This is a genomic window from Acinetobacter kyonggiensis, from assembly GCF_900107285.1.
In the GTDB taxonomy this organism is placed as follows: Bacteria; Pseudomonadota; Gammaproteobacteria; order Pseudomonadales; family Moraxellaceae; genus Acinetobacter; species Acinetobacter kyonggiensis.
Window position 1 is genome coordinate 13,207 of sequence record NZ_FNPK01000017.1, and the last position, 16,770, is coordinate 29,976.

General features: G+C 32.7%; 16 protein-coding genes and 2 pseudogenes. 5 read left to right on the forward strand and 13 right to left on the reverse strand.

All coding sequences use genetic code 11. The annotated features are described in order from the left end of the window. Nucleotides 1-18 precede the first annotated feature (18 nt). Nucleotides 19-675 carry a DsbA family protein gene (locus tag BLV99_RS12910; RefSeq protein ID WP_092691364.1) on the reverse strand — a complete coding sequence of 219 codons (657 nt, stop codon included), beginning with the start codon at nt 673-675 and terminating at the stop codon, nt 19-21. A 142-nt stretch (nt 676-817) separates the two neighbouring features. On the opposite strand from BLV99_RS12910, the gene BLV99_RS12915 reads away from it, so the two are divergent. Together BLV99_RS12915 and BLV99_RS12920 are read left to right on the forward strand one after the other, a co-directional pair. After that, nucleotides 818-1,159 (forward strand): winged helix-turn-helix transcriptional regulator, encoded by a 342-nt coding sequence (locus BLV99_RS12915; protein ID WP_092691367.1) that lies wholly within the window; start codon nt 818-820, stop codon nt 1,157-1,159. Nucleotides 1,160-1,580: 421 nt separating this feature from the next. Then, nucleotides 1,581-2,186, forward strand: coding sequence for an alpha/beta fold hydrolase (locus BLV99_RS12920; RefSeq protein WP_092691369.1), 606 nt, complete (start codon nt 1,581-1,583; stop codon nt 2,184-2,186). A gap of 611 nt (nt 2,187-2,797) precedes the next feature. On the opposite strand, the gene BLV99_RS12925 is transcribed toward BLV99_RS12920, so the two are convergent. Continuing rightward, complete coding sequence (locus BLV99_RS12925; RefSeq protein ID WP_086185917.1) at nt 2,798-3,136, reverse strand: hypothetical protein; 339 nt, start codon at nt 3,134-3,136, stop codon at nt 2,798-2,800. Nucleotides 3,137-3,476: 340 nt separating this feature from the next. Between BLV99_RS12925 and BLV99_RS18510 the strand changes: the two are divergent. Then, nucleotides 3,477-3,778: pseudogene (locus tag BLV99_RS18510) on the forward strand (IS982 family transposase); the annotation flags it as partial. Between the two features lie 122 nt (nt 3,779-3,900). Here the strand turns inward: BLV99_RS18510 and BLV99_RS12930 are convergent. The 3 genes and pseudogenes from BLV99_RS12930 to BLV99_RS12940 all read right to left on the reverse strand — a co-directional run bounded on the left by BLV99_RS12930 (nt 3,901) and on the right by BLV99_RS12940 (nt 6,586). Continuing rightward, a complete protein-coding gene (locus BLV99_RS12930) occupies nt 3,901-4,620 on the reverse strand; it encodes an SDR family oxidoreductase (RefSeq protein WP_092691372.1) in 720 nt (239 codons plus the stop codon). A gap of 92 nt (nt 4,621-4,712) precedes the next feature. Continuing rightward, nucleotides 4,713-5,028, reverse strand: a pseudogene (locus BLV99_RS18515) (MFS transporter); the annotation flags it as partial. A gap of 142 nt (nt 5,029-5,170) precedes the next feature. Further along, nucleotides 5,171-6,586 carry an aspartate ammonia-lyase gene (locus tag BLV99_RS12940; protein WP_092691375.1) on the reverse strand — a complete coding sequence of 472 codons (1,416 nt, stop codon included), beginning with the start codon at nt 6,584-6,586 and terminating at the stop codon, nt 5,171-5,173. A 134-nt stretch (nt 6,587-6,720) separates the two neighbouring features. On the opposite strand from BLV99_RS12940, the gene BLV99_RS12945 reads away from it, so the two are divergent. Continuing rightward, nucleotides 6,721-7,611 (forward strand): LysR substrate-binding domain-containing protein, encoded by an 891-nt coding sequence (locus tag BLV99_RS12945; protein WP_092691466.1) that lies wholly within the window; start codon nt 6,721-6,723, stop codon nt 7,609-7,611. A gap of 319 nt (nt 7,612-7,930) precedes the next feature. On the opposite strand, the gene BLV99_RS12950 is transcribed toward BLV99_RS12945, so the two are convergent. The 8 genes from BLV99_RS12950 to BLV99_RS12975 form a co-directional block, all read right to left on the reverse strand. Beyond that, nucleotides 7,931-9,229, reverse strand: a complete 1,299-nt coding sequence (locus tag BLV99_RS12950) for a dicarboxylate/amino acid:cation symporter (RefSeq protein ID WP_092691468.1) — start codon at nt 9,227-9,229, stop codon at nt 7,931-7,933. Between the two features lie 655 nt (nt 9,230-9,884). Next, nucleotides 9,885-10,319: an I78 family peptidase inhibitor gene (locus tag BLV99_RS12955; protein WP_092691470.1), complete on the reverse strand. Its 435-nt coding sequence runs from the start codon at nt 10,317-10,319 to the stop codon at nt 9,885-9,887. A 370-nt stretch (nt 10,320-10,689) separates the two neighbouring features. Then, nucleotides 10,690-10,887 (reverse strand): hypothetical protein, encoded by a 198-nt coding sequence (locus BLV99_RS12960; protein WP_086166691.1) that lies wholly within the window; start codon nt 10,885-10,887, stop codon nt 10,690-10,692. A 259-nt stretch (nt 10,888-11,146) separates the two neighbouring features. Continuing rightward, a complete protein-coding gene (locus tag BLV99_RS12965; protein WP_092691378.1) occupies nt 11,147-11,614 on the reverse strand; it encodes a hypothetical protein in 468 nt (155 codons plus the stop codon). Between the two features lie 393 nt (nt 11,615-12,007). Then, a complete protein-coding gene (locus BLV99_RS18740; protein ID WP_413772580.1) occupies nt 12,008-12,136 on the reverse strand; it encodes a hypothetical protein in 129 nt (42 codons plus the stop codon). Between the two features lie 638 nt (nt 12,137-12,774). Beyond that, nucleotides 12,775-13,002, reverse strand: a complete 228-nt coding sequence (locus tag BLV99_RS12970; protein WP_086185848.1) for a hypothetical protein — start codon at nt 13,000-13,002, stop codon at nt 12,775-12,777. A 471-nt stretch (nt 13,003-13,473) separates the two neighbouring features. Continuing rightward, nucleotides 13,474-13,632 (reverse strand): hypothetical protein, encoded by a 159-nt coding sequence (locus BLV99_RS18265; RefSeq protein WP_167356335.1) that lies wholly within the window; start codon nt 13,630-13,632, stop codon nt 13,474-13,476. A gap of 761 nt (nt 13,633-14,393) precedes the next feature. Next, entirely contained in the window at nt 14,394-14,852 is a 459-nt protein-coding gene (locus tag BLV99_RS12975; RefSeq protein ID WP_092691381.1) for a DUF2147 domain-containing protein, read from the reverse strand. A 906-nt stretch (nt 14,853-15,758) separates the two neighbouring features. On the opposite strand from BLV99_RS12975, the gene BLV99_RS12980 reads away from it, so the two are divergent. Continuing rightward, nucleotides 15,759-16,694: a sensor domain-containing diguanylate cyclase gene (locus BLV99_RS12980; protein ID WP_092691384.1), complete on the forward strand. Its 936-nt coding sequence runs from the start codon at nt 15,759-15,761 to the stop codon at nt 16,692-16,694. Nucleotides 16,695-16,770: the final 76 nt, after the last annotated feature.

The following is a 16,770-nucleotide window of genomic DNA, read 5'->3' on the forward strand; positions in this document are numbered from 1 at the left end:
TCTCTCTTTAAAATTAAATTAAGCTTTAAGCAATTGCTGATCGAAAAACTGAACCAAGTCCTGTGGTTTATTGTAAAATTTATGTATTGGTATCTTATTCATTTCGCCAGATTGGTTTTCATACACCAAGGTTGGAAAGCCTTGTCCACGCACACGTGATAACAATTGACGTGTCTGATGAATACTTTGATGCATAAACTTCTGATCTACTGCCTCTAAATATTTTGACCATTGATCTTCATGAATACCTAACTGCAAAACAAGTTGAGCAAGCACACTGTATTGTGTGCCATTTAGGCCATTCTGATAGTAACCCTGTTGTATTAAATTTAAGAGCGACAACATTGAGCCATGCCCTAAAGCTTGATGAATACTCAGTAACGCATGAGTTGCAGGGATAGAGTTCATGATCAATGTTGTATCTGCAAGCAAACCATTTTTATAATCATCTCCAAAATCTACACCTGTGAGTTGATGTATCTGCTCATCATAATGAATGATTTGTGCACGCATTGCTGCTGTCATTTGTGGTTGGTGATTTTCACTATAAAGTCCACCCAAATGTAGACTCTGTCGATTTGGAAATTTTTCTTCGACTGCATTCATTAAAGGTAATGCACCATAGCTCCAGCCACAGATAGGATCGATAATCCAATGTAAAATTGGAGAAGCCATAAACGTACTCTCATCAATAAAAATATGATTTGAAATGTGCGAAGAACCGTACATTTCAGGCGATATTTGTTATAGTAAATAAGACAGTTACTTTTTGTAAGTACTTACAAAAAAGTAAGTGCTCTTTTATGGCGGAAAATATATGAACACGGATGAATCTTGCTTGGTCGCAAATGTTCTATCAAAAAATTGCCCCTCTAGAGTTACGCTAATGCATTTAACCAATCGTTGGGGGGTACTCGTCATGTTTAGTTTAAGAAAAGGGACACATCGATTTAGTGAATTAAGACGAAAAATTGATGGTATTAGTGAAAAAATGTTGACTCAAACTTTACGTGATTTAGAAAATGATGGTTTTATCGTTCGTAAGGAATATGCCGTTATTCCTCCACATGTAGAATATTCATTATCTGCAAAAAAAGGCGTTGAAGTTGCTGAAAAAATTTATGATTTAGTTGATTGGATTGAAAAAAATACAAATTAAGTGGGCAAGTCATCAACCTCCAAGCATAATCAGAATTCGTATTTAGAGTCAGTCACAGCCCTCAGAAAGACACCTAGATTACATAATTTAGGTGCATACTCAGCACACTCAATATCAATATACAAGCTCACCACAAACCACAGGTCATGTAGAATATAAACAGAGAACTTTTCAGGATCATCGGATTAAAGAGATGCGCCTGAAAAGTATCAGTTCAATAACATAAGCAAATACATGGTTGCTTTGTTTTATCGAAAAGCCTAATCATAAATTTAAAAAACATTATATTTCAATAATATATATAACAACACCAGTAACAAATCAACAATTAGATGATCTTTAAATTGGTTAATAACATCTAGACGAATTACATTATAAGAGATAGGCTTTAAATAATTTAAAGATTTAAGTATATGAAAAAATGGATAAAATAGTATTTTTACCTGGGGCTTCTGGAAATATGGATTTTTGGAATCCTTTAATTGATTTTTTGCCCATACATTATGAAAAAGAGATTATTGGTTATCCGGGTTTTGGAACCTCTGAAAATGATCAAAATATAAATAATTTTAGTGATTTACAAGACTATGTCACAAGCAAAATTCAATCCAAATCTATTCTGATTGCTCAATCAATGGGAGGGATTTTTGCAGTTAATAAGACCTTCACGAATCCTAATCTGATTAAAGGTCTGGTTTTAATCGCAACTTCAGGTGGAATTGATTTGACTCATTTTAATGTTCAAGATTGGCGTACTGAATACCAAGAGCAATATCCACGATATCCCAACTGGTTCATGACAACGAATGTTGATTATGAAGATTATCTTGAAACAATTCATGTTCCTGTTTTATTGATATGGGGAGATGATGATTCTATAAGCCCTATTGCTGTAGGAAAACATCTAAACTATAAATTAGGAAATTCTAAATTGCATATTATTGAGGGTGGAAAACATGACTTAGCAGAAAAGCATGCTGAAGAAGTTAGCATGTATATCAATCAGTTTTTAGAAACTCTTTGTTAATTCTCCCTAAAATCCATAACTTTTATGGTAATCAATACACTGTAGTCGCTTTTGCATGGATATTCCCGCGCTATGCAAATTATTTCTTCAGTTTTATACATTTTTATTTACATACATTTAAGATTGAATTGAAATTTTATCAATCATTTATCGTCAACAACTCATTTCACGAAAAACAATTCTGTATTAAATTTTGAGAAAACATGACCTTAGACTGCTGATTAAGCACATGTATCCATCGGTAACTTACTCAACACTTACACGACCAAATATCAAGGTATGGCAAAAAATTAGATGGACAGTAATTGAATGTCGAAAGATTCAATCACAGTTAATTTTGGCATGAAATAGCCCTCAAAATTGAGGGCTATTTCATATAACGTCCATTATGTTATATAGCGGGTTTATATCTATTTTAGAATACTCGTGAAAGCTTAACCAACAGTTTCCAAAGTATTGCCGACACAACATGACCTTTTAGTACAAAGCATATAAGTATGCTTTGTACATGAGCATGTCGATAAAACGCTCACTGGGAAATTATCTATCTAAATATCGATTAAAAATCTCTAGGACTACACCAATGATAGCCACCATGAGGTGGAAGCTCATTAATTGTTGTAACTACGGTTTACTGTACCTCTCTTACAGAATTTTCCTTGATATCCATTATGACACTGGTTTAGATCACTAGGTGTTGGTGTACCTACACATACACAGTATTGATCTTTAACGGGTACAACACCCGAAACTTTGTCCCTTTCACCACCATGCATTGTGAAGTTTCTGTTTCCTCCAGAGTTATAATGAATACTGAAATAGCACATAGATGAGCCATAAGCATCGCAACCCCAAGGAACAGTTTCTTTCTTTTCCGCTGATACATTACTTGAAATAAGCAATCCACCGAAAAAAAAGAAGCCGCAAAGAATGCTTAACACGAATTTCATGAAAACACCTCCTTTTCAGATACAAGCCGCTGATAGGATAGATTTCTGTACTGACCTGAAGATATTCTAAGTTAACTACAGATATATGGCTCATTTCTCCTAAAAACAAAAAATGGAGCACAACTATTCTAAGTTCAGCCTTGTTTGTCAATTTGATCACATTTTAAGCATTTTATGGTATGTAATTTGTTTAACCCAAAAAAGCTGAGCTTGCACAGCCGAATATCGAGGTGTGGCAAAAAAATGATGGGTATGTAATTCATGTCGAAAGCGTAACTAACCTGAAAAGCTGGCTGAAGACCACTAAGGAGTTACCACACAACCTACGCCTTGAGCCACCATATTCAATTTCAAATATTTATTCTGCATGATTGATGACTTTTTTCAAAAAATTGAAGCAACCTATTAGGAGTTTTTGAAACACAGTAACAAGCATTTGAGAATGCGCTCATCTCAATTAAAAGTTTCGGAAATCGTGTTCATCTCCATTTGGTATAAATCTTCTCATTTCAATCACTTCAACGCTTTCTTCTTTTCATTAAAGCAGTGTCAAAGTCATCTCTTTAAATATTTACCTTGTTACCAACGAATGGTTATCTCATTAATGCACATCAACTCGCATTACATGCTTTACACTTTGCCTTCTGGTCAGCAATGCCTCATTATGTGCCTATCAGTTATGTCATCAAAATAAGCCGATGATTCAAATTATGGAAGCATTGGCTTAAGCAAGATTTGGATTAATGATGCTAATTATGTAAAAATTAAATATTTCTATCTTTCATAGCAGGCATCAATATTTCCTTCACGCAAGTTGCATTAGTCGTAGAAATGATAAATTTTATTGCTTGAATCACATCAGATAAAGGGATTAAAGAATGCTTTGTTTCTGCTAAAATCAATTCTGTTGGAACGTCAATTTCATACTCTGTAGCTAAATACCCTAAGTTTAAAACGCTTACTCCTATCAGGTCTTCACGCAGTATTTCTCTTAATGATTGAGCCACACCCAGCAAAGCATATTTAGTTGCTGAGAAAATTAGTTCTTTACCATTATGATTATCCACCCCCCATGTTGAACCTATTAGTATGACTTTAGCATTGTCAGATAATTTTAAATTATCTATTAAAGATTGGAGTGATTGAATACAGGTGCTTATATTTGTATTTATTATTTTATTTAACTCGATTGATGAAACCTCTTTAAAGTTATAACTCTCTGTAAAAGCATTATTTTCCCATATACCCACATTATAAATTAGGATATCTACTTGTTCCTCTCCTACGATCTTTTTGACCTTATAAACCGCATCTTCAGAATTGGATAAATCAGTACAAATCCAATTTAAATTATCTATGCCTTCTGGAGCTGAACGAGAAATCCCATAAACCGTATCTATGGAATCTGGTATTAACTTTGCTACCGCTTTTCCTAGGCCTTTGCTGACACCATAAATCAAAAATGTTTTACTCAAGCTATTCATACACAATTTAACTTATTATTAACACTAGATTCAGCATAAAACCTCAAGTTAAGTTGAGGTCAAGTTTTTTATCCAACATAAACACCAACTCATCCAAGACCATAGATTGCCCATGTAATTAAAGGCAACAGTAAAAAACCACTAATTACAATTCCTCGAAGTCCATATAGACCTATCAACAATTTGGTTTTAGCGTATTTCCCACCATACTACCCTGCTCCAAATGTGCCAATAATGTTAAATAGTCCGACTAATGCTAAGAAGATAGTACCTGTTTGTAGCCGCATAACCACAATCAATTAAATAGCCAGATAAGTGAATGCCAATAAATACGCCTTGAAGCCTATAAACATGGAAGCTAAGAGACAAAAACCAAAATGGTTTGTGATTTTTTGCAATAATTAAAATTTAATACGGGCTTATGAGAAACATTGATAAATTTAGGGCTGACTAGGTATAGCTTTGCACAATAAAATACTTTTACAGATAAAAAAAGGAACCTAATAATAGGTTCCTTTTAACTTATACAGCAATTAATTCAAACGGATGATTAAGCACATTGCTTAGGTTGCACCATATTATTGACAGCTAAAACATCTGCCAAAATTTGATCCGAAAGTAGATTTTCAGCTTTAATTAAGGCTAAAACACTTTGACCTGATTCATTGGCTTGTTTAGCAATACGTGTTGTTGTTTCATAACCCAAATACGGATTCAATGCGGTAATAATACCAATTGAATTTTCGACCAATGCCTGGCAGTGTTCGGCATTTGCACGTATATTTTCAATACATTTATGTTGGAACATTTGCATAGCTTTGCCTAACAAATCAATAGATTCGAACAGTTTGAAAGCAATTAAAGGCTCCATGGCATTCAGCTGTAATTGACCTGCTTCTGCTGCCAAAGTAATTGCTAAATCATTGGCAATAATTTGGAAACAGACTAAATTCATTGCTTCTGGAATAACAGGATTAACTTTACCTGGCATAATTGAACTGCCCGGTTGACGTGGTTCTAAATGAATTTCATTTAAACCTGCACGAGGACCACTAGAGAGTAAACGTAAGTCATTCGAGATTTTTGACAGTTTAGTCGCTGTACGTTTTAACAAGCTAGACAATAAAACGAAATCACCCATATCTGAAGTCGCTTCAATTAAATCAGGTGCGCTGCTAATATTTCGCTGCGTAATTTCTGATAATGAAGCAATCGCATACTCACGGTATTTAACTTCGGTATTAATCCCTGTTCCAATTGCAGTACCACCCAAATTCACCACACTTAAAGCATCAGGCATAATTTGATTCAATTTATTCAAATCATTTTGTAGCGTGGTTGCAAAAGCGCCAAATTCTTGACCTAAAGTCATCGGCACAGCATCTTGTAATTGCGTACGACCCATTTTTAAAATATGAGAAAACTCATCTGACTTATGTTTAAAGCTTTGAATTAAATTTTCAAATGGCGTATTTAATTGATCTATTGCAGAGATTAATCCAACTTTAATTGCTGTTGGATAAACATCATTTGTAGACTGTGACATATTAACATCATTATTTGGATGTAAATACTGATACTCACCTTTTGAATGCTCTAAATATTCTAAACCAATGTTAGCAAGTACTTCATTAATATTCATATTGGTTGAAGTACCAGCGCCACCTTGAATCATATCGATTGGAAATTGATCATGATACTGATTATTAAAAATCTGTTGGCAAGCATATTGAATCGCATTATTTTTATTTTCTTCAATTTTATCCAATTTAAAATTTGCATGTGCACATGCAGATTTCACCATTGCAAGTGCCTTAATAAAAACAGGAAATTGATTTAACTTATTTTGACTTAAATTAAAATTCTCTATTGCTCTTAAAGTTTGTACACCATAATAACAATGAGCAGGAATTTCTTTATAACCTAACAAATCTTTTTCAGTGCGTGTATTAATCTTAATGTTCATTTAAATAGACTCTGAGTAGCAATGAATTTATATTAGAGTGCCAGCTATTTTTTTTCTAATGTAAAAAGATATTACTGCATGCATTTTTTGCATAATAGATTATAATTTATAAAAGTATGCGTGAAGGATTAATGATGACCTTAGAAATTAGATGGATTGAAGATTTACTTGCACTAGAGCAAGAAAAATCTATTTCCCAAGCGGCGGAAATACGACACGTCACACAATCTGCATTTACGCGTAGAATTCAGAACATTGAAAATGCGTTGGGTTTCCAAATTTTAAAGCGATATAGTAAAAATATTGATTTCACAGAAGCAGGTCAAGTCTTATTAGCATCTTCAAAAAATATACAAAATCAACTCACTACAACCATTAAGTATCTAGAAAAGAATGTTAAGAATAATGAATTAACGGTCAAATTTTCAGTATCTCATTCCTTAATCACGCAGTTTTTCCCTCGCTTTATTCATGAATTATCAACTACCATGGAAGATTTAAAATTAGAAATTATTGCTGCTAATCTCAAACAAGGGATGCGTTTACTTAAAGATGGTTCGTGTGATTTTTTAATTGGTTATTGTGATCAAAAAACGCTACAACAACTCGATCTTTCTTTTTTCGTATGCCATAAAATTGTTGAAATGGAAATATTACCAGTGACCACATTAAATAATGACGGTACTCCTAAATATTCATTAGATCAGCCCTTTCCTTTGTTGGCTTATAGTAAACAAGCATATTTAAGAAACTGTGTTGATGAAGTGATTGAAAATAAATTAGATTATCGAACTTTATACGAAACAGATAATGCTAGTGATTTAAAAGAGTTGGTTTTACAAGGTTTAGGTATCGCATGGTTACCTAAATTGTTAGTTGAAAAAGAGATTGCTGAGAATAAATTAAAAGTAGTTGATTGTAATCAATATAATTTATTTCAAGATGTCTATATTATTAGGCGTGAAATGGCATTCTCAAATAGAATTAACTATATTTGGAATACATTAACAAAACAGGATGAATAAAGTTACATTTGATTTATTTATTAAATGCATGATTGCTTGGATTTTATACAAATATTTCTGTGTATTTAATATGCAGTATAAAATTAATACTGATGTTTTCTTTAAGTGACCTAAATAATTTTAGGTCTTTATTTTTTTCTATTTATGCATCATTAACTTGAAATATATTAAGATTAGTTTTTATAGTATATCCACATAATAAAAGGTGATCTTTAAAAACGTCTAGCAATATAAACTCATGCTAATCGTTTTAAAAATCACCTTTTAAATTATTTAAGTGGTTACTTCATTAATTTTATATAAACCTTGCTGAAGCACCTTAACTATTATCAGCTAATCGATTCACAGGAACAATTGTATCAACAACGACACCTTCTTCTTCAGGAAGATCATGCTTGTTGCCTTCGGTACGGGCAATAACCGCTGTAGCAATACTATTTCCAATGACATTGGTCGCAGTACGTCCCATATCTAAGAATTGATCAACAGCCAGAATTAATAAAATACCCGCTTCAGGGAGTTTAAACATGGCAAGCGTTGATGCAATAACCACAATCGATGCACGAGAAACACCTGCAATCCCTTTACTGGTGATCATCAATGTGAGTAGGATCAGAGCCTGCTGTGCAAAACTCAAATCAATGTTGTAGGCTTGTGCGATAAATAACACGGAAAATGCCATATACATCATCGAGCCATCGAGATTAAACGAATAACCCAATGGAAGAACGAAGCTGGTAATACGTTTTGGCACACCAAACTTATCTAAAGCTTCCATCGTTTTTGGGTAAGCCGATTCACTACTCGCAGTTGCAAATGCCAACATGGTCGGTTCACGAACCACTCGCATCAATCTAAAAACATCTTTTTTCAAGAAGATATAACCGAAAGAAATTAAAATTGTCCAAAGGATGAGCAACCCGACATAGAACTGTCCAATAAAAATACTGTAATCGAGAAGTAACTTAGGCCCTTGAACAGTAATGGCAGACGCAATGGCGGCAAAAACTGCGATAGGTGCAAAAGCCATCACATAATCTGTAATACGGAACATGACTCGGCAAAGTTCATCAACAATTCGACCAATCACGGTAGCTTCGCTTTGATGCTGAACATAAGCCAGTGCTGAACCAAAGAAAATTGAAAAAACGAGGATTTGTAATATTTCATTATTTGCCATCGCTTCTGCAAAACTACGCGGAAAAATATGCGTAATAAATGTCTGTAAGCTTAGACTAGTGGCACTGACACCCACATCTACGGCTTCTTTCGGGATGCTCAGGTTCATTCCAGATCCCGGCTGGAATAAATTTGCTAAGCCCATCCCAAGCAAAAGGGAGATAAACGATGCACCAACAAACCAACTCATCGCTTTTAAAGTAATCGATCCTAAAGAAGATGATTTCCCCATTGAGATTAAACCAGAAACAATCGTTGCAAATACCAAAGGTGCAACAATCATTTTAATTAATCTTAAGAATACATCTGTAACGATCTTGAAGTATGCTGCGATTTCCGTAGTTTGTGCAGTGGTTAAAATACTATGAAAGGCCCAACCAACGAGTATTCCCGATATCATCGCGATCAGAATATATTTGAGCAATTTTTTCTGGTTCATAAAAACAGTTCCTTCTTTAATCTTCTTTGCATCAAGTTTATTGCTTTTATAGCAAGGCATTGATGACATTCCATGTTGATCAATTTACGTAGGCTTGTTCTAGGAGCTGGGTGCAAAATCATCGATTGAGCAATTAACTGCGGCAAGTGTTACTTTTTTTTGGGAAAAACGATAATGCAAAAATTAATTATGGCATGCAAAAAATGCATAAAATTATTCTTTAGTTTTACTTGATAGCTAAATCCTAAAAGATATAGCACGATAGCTAAGTGGCATATTCAACAGATTTTAAAGAAAAATTTCTAAACATGATGGTTCTGGACAAAATACCGATTTGGAAAATAATCTTACATCTTGCAGTGCATACATTCGATTCAGCGATAGGATAAATTCACTGTGACTAAGCCGATTCCTGAGCATCGCTAGAATTTTATTGCTTGAGTAAAGACCAACAATGGAATTCATCAATTTGATCGTTTTCTTGAAGAAGCAATAAACTTTCCTGACCTCAAATTATTTCAATAAAAGTTTTTTTATTTTTTAAATTGTAGGCTTGATCTAACATCCCTATTTCTAATCAAACGAAAGCCCAACCTAAGTTGAGCTTTAAAGTTTTATATTCTTAATTTTATCTTTTAATCATTATAATCAAAAATTAACCACAATTTGCCTGTGTGATTTTTTTAGAAACTGGATCAATCGTCACTGTAATACGATTTGAACGATAGTCCATAGTCACTGGCTGACCAGGTGCAACACGGCGAATAATTTCAGATTGAGTTTTTTGTTTAATTTGATCATCAGTAAGCGCAGATTGACCTATTAACTCCTGAGCCTTTTCAGGTAAACATTCTTTTTGACTGTCTCTGAAAAATTTCCATTCTTCGATAACTTGACCATTTGATAAATGGCAATAACCTACTTGACCATTCGCTTCGTCTTTGATTTCTAGTTTTCCACCTTGGCTAATACAATACTCACTAGCAGGATTTGCTATATCGATCTTTGGTGTATCAGTGTTTTTGTTTTGCATAGCTGAACATGCTGTAAGAGAAGAAATCATCAATCCCAAAAATACAATTTTTTTCATCATTTAAAAGTTCTTAGCAAAATATAAAGATATCAAAAATATATAAATTATCAATTTCTTAATTGTTTAAAATAAAAATTCTGTCTATTCTCGGTGAACTAAGCCCATAATAATTTTCAATGATAAAGTGTCACAAGACAACTGGACTAAACTGATATACCCTGCTTATTTTCAACTTAAATAAAATAAAATTCAGAAACTTACATAAAAAAACAATAATTTTGTATTTTTGATAAAGTGACTTACATATTGAGCAATATAGACATTAAAAACTGATTATCAGTGTAAGATTTTAAAAATACTATATTCAATATCCTTGAATAAAAAACGTCCTTTTTAGACGTTTTTTAATATTAGAATGAATTTTATTTTAAACAATAGTTATAGTCCATAGATGATAGAACTCTTGGATATCGGCATCCAGAAACTCATCACTTGTACTGTCATAATTGAATTTTTTGTCATCTAGCAGGTGTTCATAGTTTGACTTAGCCAAGTAATTTTTTAAATATTTTTTGAAATTCCCAGCCTGTTCAGGAAGTACATTTTCTCCATCCCAAAAAATCATAGTCGTCTCTAATATAAAAGAAATCAATATTGAAATATTACATATATATGCAATAAACATCAACCTATTGAACATAAATGAGACATATATCACAAAATAATAAATATTATATAATTTAACTTTTTATGTTTTCTAACATATTATTGGTTATTGAGGATTTTTTCTTCTGTAGTTATTTCTTTCAAAATGAATGACTCGAAGAAAAAAAGCCATTCTTTCGAACGGCTTCATGTACTGACTAACTCTTAAGAATTAACACTTACTTATAAACACTTTTAAATTCTTTATAAATTAGAGCTTCCTGACCATCTTTATAGACATAACGTGAAATAACACCTTTATCTGTATAGATATTCATTAAAATTTGATCGGAGCCACGTAAATTATTCATGAGATTAACAGGTGTAATAATACTGTTACGTGAACGATAATTTCCAAGAACAAAGTCCTGCTCTGTCTTGCTTACAGGACTAAATGAATAAGATTGCTGTCCATTTTCAAAAATCACTTTCTGAATATCATATTGAGTTTTCGTACTATTCAAACTCATTCTTAATTTAAGTAAATCTTTATGTGATTCATTCCAGCTGACGGTTACGATGGGACACAATTCATTTGGTTTGCAAATTAAAAGCCCTACCGTACTGACATTTTCAATATTTTGCGTTGTTGCACAACCCGTCACAAGTAAAGAGCCAAATACCAAGGCAGCTAGTTTTTTCATCATATAGAAAATTCCTGTTATTTTTACATTATTTAACCCGAATCGCGGATAAGAAAAACTTGAAAAAGAGCCATCAGTTGAGTTACCAAACTCAACTCTAGTAACTATAATACTTGCGCCATATATAGCTCATACTCACTTATTTTGTGTTATTGATGACTTTTTTCAGAAATTCAATTTGTTGGAAAACATTAACACAACAAAGTAAACGCTTGAGATTTCGATCATCTCAGCTTTCTCTTTCTGAAATTGTGTTTCTTTCTATTTAGTATTAATAGTCACAATTCAACAATTTTAAAGCTTTCTTTGCCTTATTAACACAGTATAAAACTAAGTTATTTAAAACTTTATCATGTTACCAACGAATGATCTATCTGCTTAATTAGCGGATTCCATTTACGACTTGTCTTTATCTATTGAGTGAGGACTTGTAGTTTTATCTTGCTCTGGAGTATCAGTATCTCGTTTTTGGCATGCTGTCAGCCCAAGTGAGAGAATTAAACAAAAAATAGTTATATATTTCATAATATTCCTTATCTAAAAAATTATTCAAAGTACTGTGACATTCTAAAAATTGCACCCATATTTACAACTTTCAAAATCAATTAAAAAGGCTTTTGGTATATTGTGCAATGTTATGTATGTAAGTAAATCACACCATTTTAGTCATGGATCTTGCTCAACTGTAATTTCGCTTGTCTGTATCTTTGTCAGCTTGAGTGCGGGTAAAGCTTTTCTGTGAGCCAATTATGACTTCATCATTTTGTCTTGTTGATCGCTTGGATTTGACTTTTGATTTAGATCATCTGGCTGCTTCAGATATAAAATTTTCTACAGTTCCAAGTAATTGATTTACAGCAGTCCTTGCCTGTCTTTGGTCATGAAATATATTATCTAAATAACCAAGTTCACGTTGTACATCAATCAATGTCTGTACTAATGCGCTTAATTTCGGCTAAGTTAGCTCATTATTTTGAGAAAGTTACTCAATTGTGTATTGAGTCAATTCTGCAAAAATCATTATTGAAAAGCCCAAACCTAGAATCCCCCCAAAAAATAGCTTTTTTATTATTTTCTCCTCCCTCAATTTTATAAATTAAAACAAAAGACTAATCTTTATAATAAAAAACCACCCGAAGGTGGTTTTAACTTAGATTTACACATTAGATTGAATATATTTTTCTATTTTTAGGATGGTGAAAACAGCTATCTAAGGTAAGTTTGATTACCTGCCCATCAATAACAATTCTATTTGATGGTTGATAGATATTGCCGCCAATATTTGAATCTAAACCACGATTAGGTTTTGGTTCATAAATTCTCTTAATTATAACAGTATCTCCCTCATCATTAGATGCGGTAACTTCTTCAAGCTTGTAGTGATTAGACATAAATCTCCCCTCTTCAAAATACTACAACTATTAAATCAAAAATAAATGAATTTATTATGAAACTCATCACAGCCCATTTCTAATATTTTTATCGAATATTTATTACACTAAATCTTTCAATCACTTTACTTCTTTTAAATTTCACACAATATTTCGTAAAGCTTTCTAATTTATCTCTATGCAAAAAAAACCCACACATGGAAGAGTGGGCTAAAACTAAGAACACCTTGGAAGGCGTTAGAAACCACAGCTAGTTTCTGATTATCATTATCATTTAAATAAAGCAGCCTCACAGTGGCAAAATATATCAAAAAACAAAAATAATGCCAACTAAATCAAATTACTATCTGCACTTAATTAATTATTTAGAATAAGTAAAAAGCTCGATCTACTGACCGAGCTTTTGTCACTATATAAATCTGAGAGTCGCTAATTAAAATCACGCTTATTCGTGAGGTTACTTTAAAGAAATTACACAGTAATGTTCTCAAGCTTAACATTTTCATCTAACTGAGAATTTTTAGTGCTTTCATCAAGCTGAGCGTTTTTTGGATTTTGCTTCCTATTCTTCATCTTCTTATAGCAATATCCCGCTGCCACACCTGCACCAATGAGAGCTAACAATTTCATCACTCACCTCAAAACAAAAAACATGGGAATACAAACCCTATCACCCATTCTTATAGCTTTACACCTTAACTTAGATTGTTTTTTGTATGAGATGTGAATCTATATACCGAAGAACAAAAGATGCTCTTACACAGCCATAAATCAACCTAATCCAGTATCATCTAAAAAGCCTAATTGTCTATCTTGCTATTTTTCATCTTTTGGCAAGGTTGTTTACACGAATCGTGTCTTCTTTGATTTTTAAAGGTCAATCAAGATCTTCTCCTGCAAATCATTCTGATCACGTTCAAAAAGATCATCTAAACCCTTTCAACCGTCTGGATCAATTCAATCAGAACTGGTTCTAATTTATCATTAAAGAATTGATCCAATAGAGATTGCTTGACTACAGTTTTAACTACTCTAAAGGCTGAATCGTCAAAGGTTTTGGAAAAACTGGGAATTTAGTGATTATTGCTTGTGACGGTGATAAAGCCCCGACTTTCAAAAAATTAATTATTGAATCTAGCAGTAAATATTTAAAACTACTCAACCCTGAATGATATAAAACAATAAATACAAGTTATTGTATTATATAAATTAATTTCCTGAATTAATACCACACTAACTTGAACTATATCTGAATATTGCTTTAGATTATCATAAAGAGAAATATGAACTCACTTATGCCTCATGAAAATAAAACCACCCAATGATGAAATTAGGTGGTTTTTCTATTTAGATGACTTTTATTTTTGAATCATTGACTAATAAACGTTATATCAGAGTTTCTTCCAAATCATATTGCTAACAGTATTACTATTTTTAGCTTTACCTTGGACTTTTATTTGATCTCCTGAAGCATTTAGACGGGCATCAATATTATATACTCGCCCATCCTGTGGGTTGACCCACACTCCTTTGCTGAATTGCTGATTACTGGCATCTGCAACAAGCCCTTTTAGTGCCTCCATTCCAAAAATCGGCTGATTTTTCAGTGAACCCTGACATTTGGTACACACTTCAGTCATTGGTGTACCTGGTAAAGGATAGTTTTTAGTAATGACAGCACTATATTGCTGTGTTTTTGAATTTTTACGGATCACGATATCTGAGATATAATAACCAGTATAGTCATCTATAACCTTCCACGTACCAATTAACGGATCAAAAGGCATAGCAGATAATGGATTAATAAGTCCAAGGAGTAGTGCAACAGCACCAATAAATTTAAGGTTCATAAAAAGATATTTACAATTCAGGGGAAAAAGAAGCACAGTTGTGCGCAAAGTACGCGAGATTATAACAATTATTTTTTTTACAAAGACAATAATTTCATTAAAATTAAATATATAGTTGATAAATAAATTAAGAGATTAAACAAAAACTCAAATCAGAATATTAACTTTTTTAGTCAAAATTAGGATTTATTTTGATTATCATACTGTTTAATTACGATCAGGCTAAGACAAGATAAAATATGGTCTGCAATAATTATTTTTTAGTTTATTTTATTTAATATCAATATCTTATAAACATTAATTCTATATAAAAAGCCTATAACAACACCTCCCTTTAATACTATGAATAGTATTAAATCACACAAGGCCCACTTTGGTGGTTTTTTAATATCTTCCACTATTCGTTTCAAACCTGATAAAATTTATACACTGTACAAGAACGTGGTGAACATATGAAAATGGAAACAGCTTTCATCTCACTAATCATCGCTATCGTCATAATTATTCTTATTACTATGTACAATAAAAAGCGCTGATTTAAAAAATGGAATTTTCAAATCTACTTTGATATGAATTTTCTTTATAATTCTCAATTCAATAAAATCAAAATGATGAGAGAAAAATACTGCCGACTCTACTTCTTGCACTTCTTATTACAAACTGCTAAAAGCAATGAGAAGAAGTAATGCCATCTGAACCAGTCCAAGTATATGAGTTTGCTAAAACTCAATATTAAGCTATTATTTTTAGAATCTTATCCATTTTACTTGCACTATTTTCTTTAATAATATTTGATAAAATAAATCTGGACTCAATTTTTTTGTTTAAAACATGAAAAGTAGTGCTGGGAAAATACTAAATCATTTTTTTGATATTAATTTTTACTATTAATGGCAGGATAATTAGATGAATAGTGCTGAATTTAAAAACTTCGAAGAAGCTGGTCAGGCTGTTTTAAAATTTTTATATCAAAAATTTGGTTTTAATTTATGGATGATTACTCGTACCGAGGGTGATGATTGGATTGTGCTTCAAAGTGAAGACAATGGATATAACGTTCAACCCGGTCAAGTATTTCGTTGGGCTGACTCTTTCTGTTCACATATGGTACAAGGCAAAGCGCCTAGAATTGCTCCCCGATCAGAGGATATTCCACTTTATGTTAATGCACCCATAGCTAAGCAAGTAGAGATCAAAGCATATATTGGCCAACCACTTACAAAAGAAGATGGTTCTCTTTTTGGTACGCTCTGCGCAATTGATCCCAAGCCTCAATCAGAGGCAATAATAAAAGAAGCCGGACTAATTGATCTATTAGGTCAAATGCTAAGTTATATTTTACAAGGAGAATTACGAGAAGTTGAACAAATACGTCAACGTGAACGCTTTAAAGAAGAAGCTCTAAATGACTCATTAACGGGATTATTTAACCGAAGAGCGTGGGATAAGTTGGTCAATTTGGAAGAAGAACGTTGTAAACGCTATGGACATCCTACTGCAATTTTAATGATTGATCTTAATAATTTGAAAACTGTAAACGATAGTTTGGGACATACTGCGGGTGATGAACTCATTCAAAAGGCAGCGACGGCTTTAAAAGGTTGTGTACGCAGTAATGATATTGTGGCTCGTTTGGGGGGAGATGAATTTGCGATTCTGAGTATTGAAAATAATCAAGTAAATGCAGAAAACTTAGTAAACAGAGTGCTTCAAGTTTTTGCAGAAGCGAATATCAGTGCTGCTATTGGTCTTGCTATGCGTAATCCTCTTAATGGATTATTAAAGACGCTGCAAGAAGCAGATGAGAAAATGTACGCGCATAAGAAAAAGATTAAGTCTTAAAGCTTCTGAAAAGATTAAACTTTTTAAGTAACCCGAATCCTGTTTAAACGGATGCTTCCATAGTTTGAATCATCGG

Coding starts and splice junctions, on each gene's coding strand:
- BLV99_RS12975 (WP_092691381.1), bottom strand. CDS start 14,852: ATGAACCTTAAATTTATTGGTGCTGTTGCACTACTCCTTGGACTTATT.
- BLV99_RS12930 (WP_092691372.1), bottom strand. CDS start 4,620: ATGAATAGCTTGAGTAAAACATTTTTGATTTATGGTGTCAGCAAAGGC.
- BLV99_RS12925 (WP_086185917.1), bottom strand. CDS start 3,136: ATGAAATTCGTGTTAAGCATTCTTTGCGGCTTCTTTTTTTTCGGTGGA.
- BLV99_RS12915 (WP_092691367.1), top strand. CDS start 818: ATGAACACGGATGAATCTTGCTTGGTCGCAAATGTTCTATCAAAAAAT.
- BLV99_RS12945 (WP_092691466.1), top strand. CDS start 6,721: ATGACCTTAGAAATTAGATGGATTGAAGATTTACTTGCACTAGAGCAA.
- BLV99_RS18740 (WP_413772580.1), bottom strand. CDS start 12,136: ATGAAATATATAACTATTTTTTGTTTAATTCTCTCACTTGGGCTGACA.
- BLV99_RS12960 (WP_086166691.1), bottom strand. CDS start 10,887: ATGATTTTTTGGGATGGAGAAAATGTACTTCCTGAACAGGCTGGGAAT.
- BLV99_RS12965 (WP_092691378.1), bottom strand. CDS start 11,614: ATGATGAAAAAACTAGCTGCCTTGGTATTTGGCTCTTTACTTGTGACG.
- BLV99_RS12940 (WP_092691375.1), bottom strand. CDS start 6,586: ATGAACATTAAGATTAATACACGCACTGAAAAAGATTTGTTAGGTTAT.
- BLV99_RS12955 (WP_092691470.1), bottom strand. CDS start 10,319: ATGAAAAAAATTGTATTTTTGGGATTGATGATTTCTTCTCTTACAGCA.
- BLV99_RS12910 (WP_092691364.1), bottom strand. CDS start 675: ATGGCTTCTCCAATTTTACATTGGATTATCGATCCTATCTGTGGCTGG.
- BLV99_RS18265 (WP_167356335.1), bottom strand. CDS start 13,632: ATGAAATTGTTAGCTCTCATTGGTGCAGGTGTGGCAGCGGGATATTGC.
- BLV99_RS12950 (WP_092691468.1), bottom strand. CDS start 9,229: ATGAACCAGAAAAAATTGCTCAAATATATTCTGATCGCGATGATATCG.
- BLV99_RS12920 (WP_092691369.1), top strand. CDS start 1,581: ATGGATAAAATAGTATTTTTACCTGGGGCTTCTGGAAATATGGATTTT.
- BLV99_RS12970 (WP_086185848.1), bottom strand. CDS start 13,002: ATGTCTAATCACTACAAGCTTGAAGAAGTTACCGCATCTAATGATGAG.
- BLV99_RS12980 (WP_092691384.1), top strand. CDS start 15,759: ATGAATAGTGCTGAATTTAAAAACTTCGAAGAAGCTGGTCAGGCTGTT.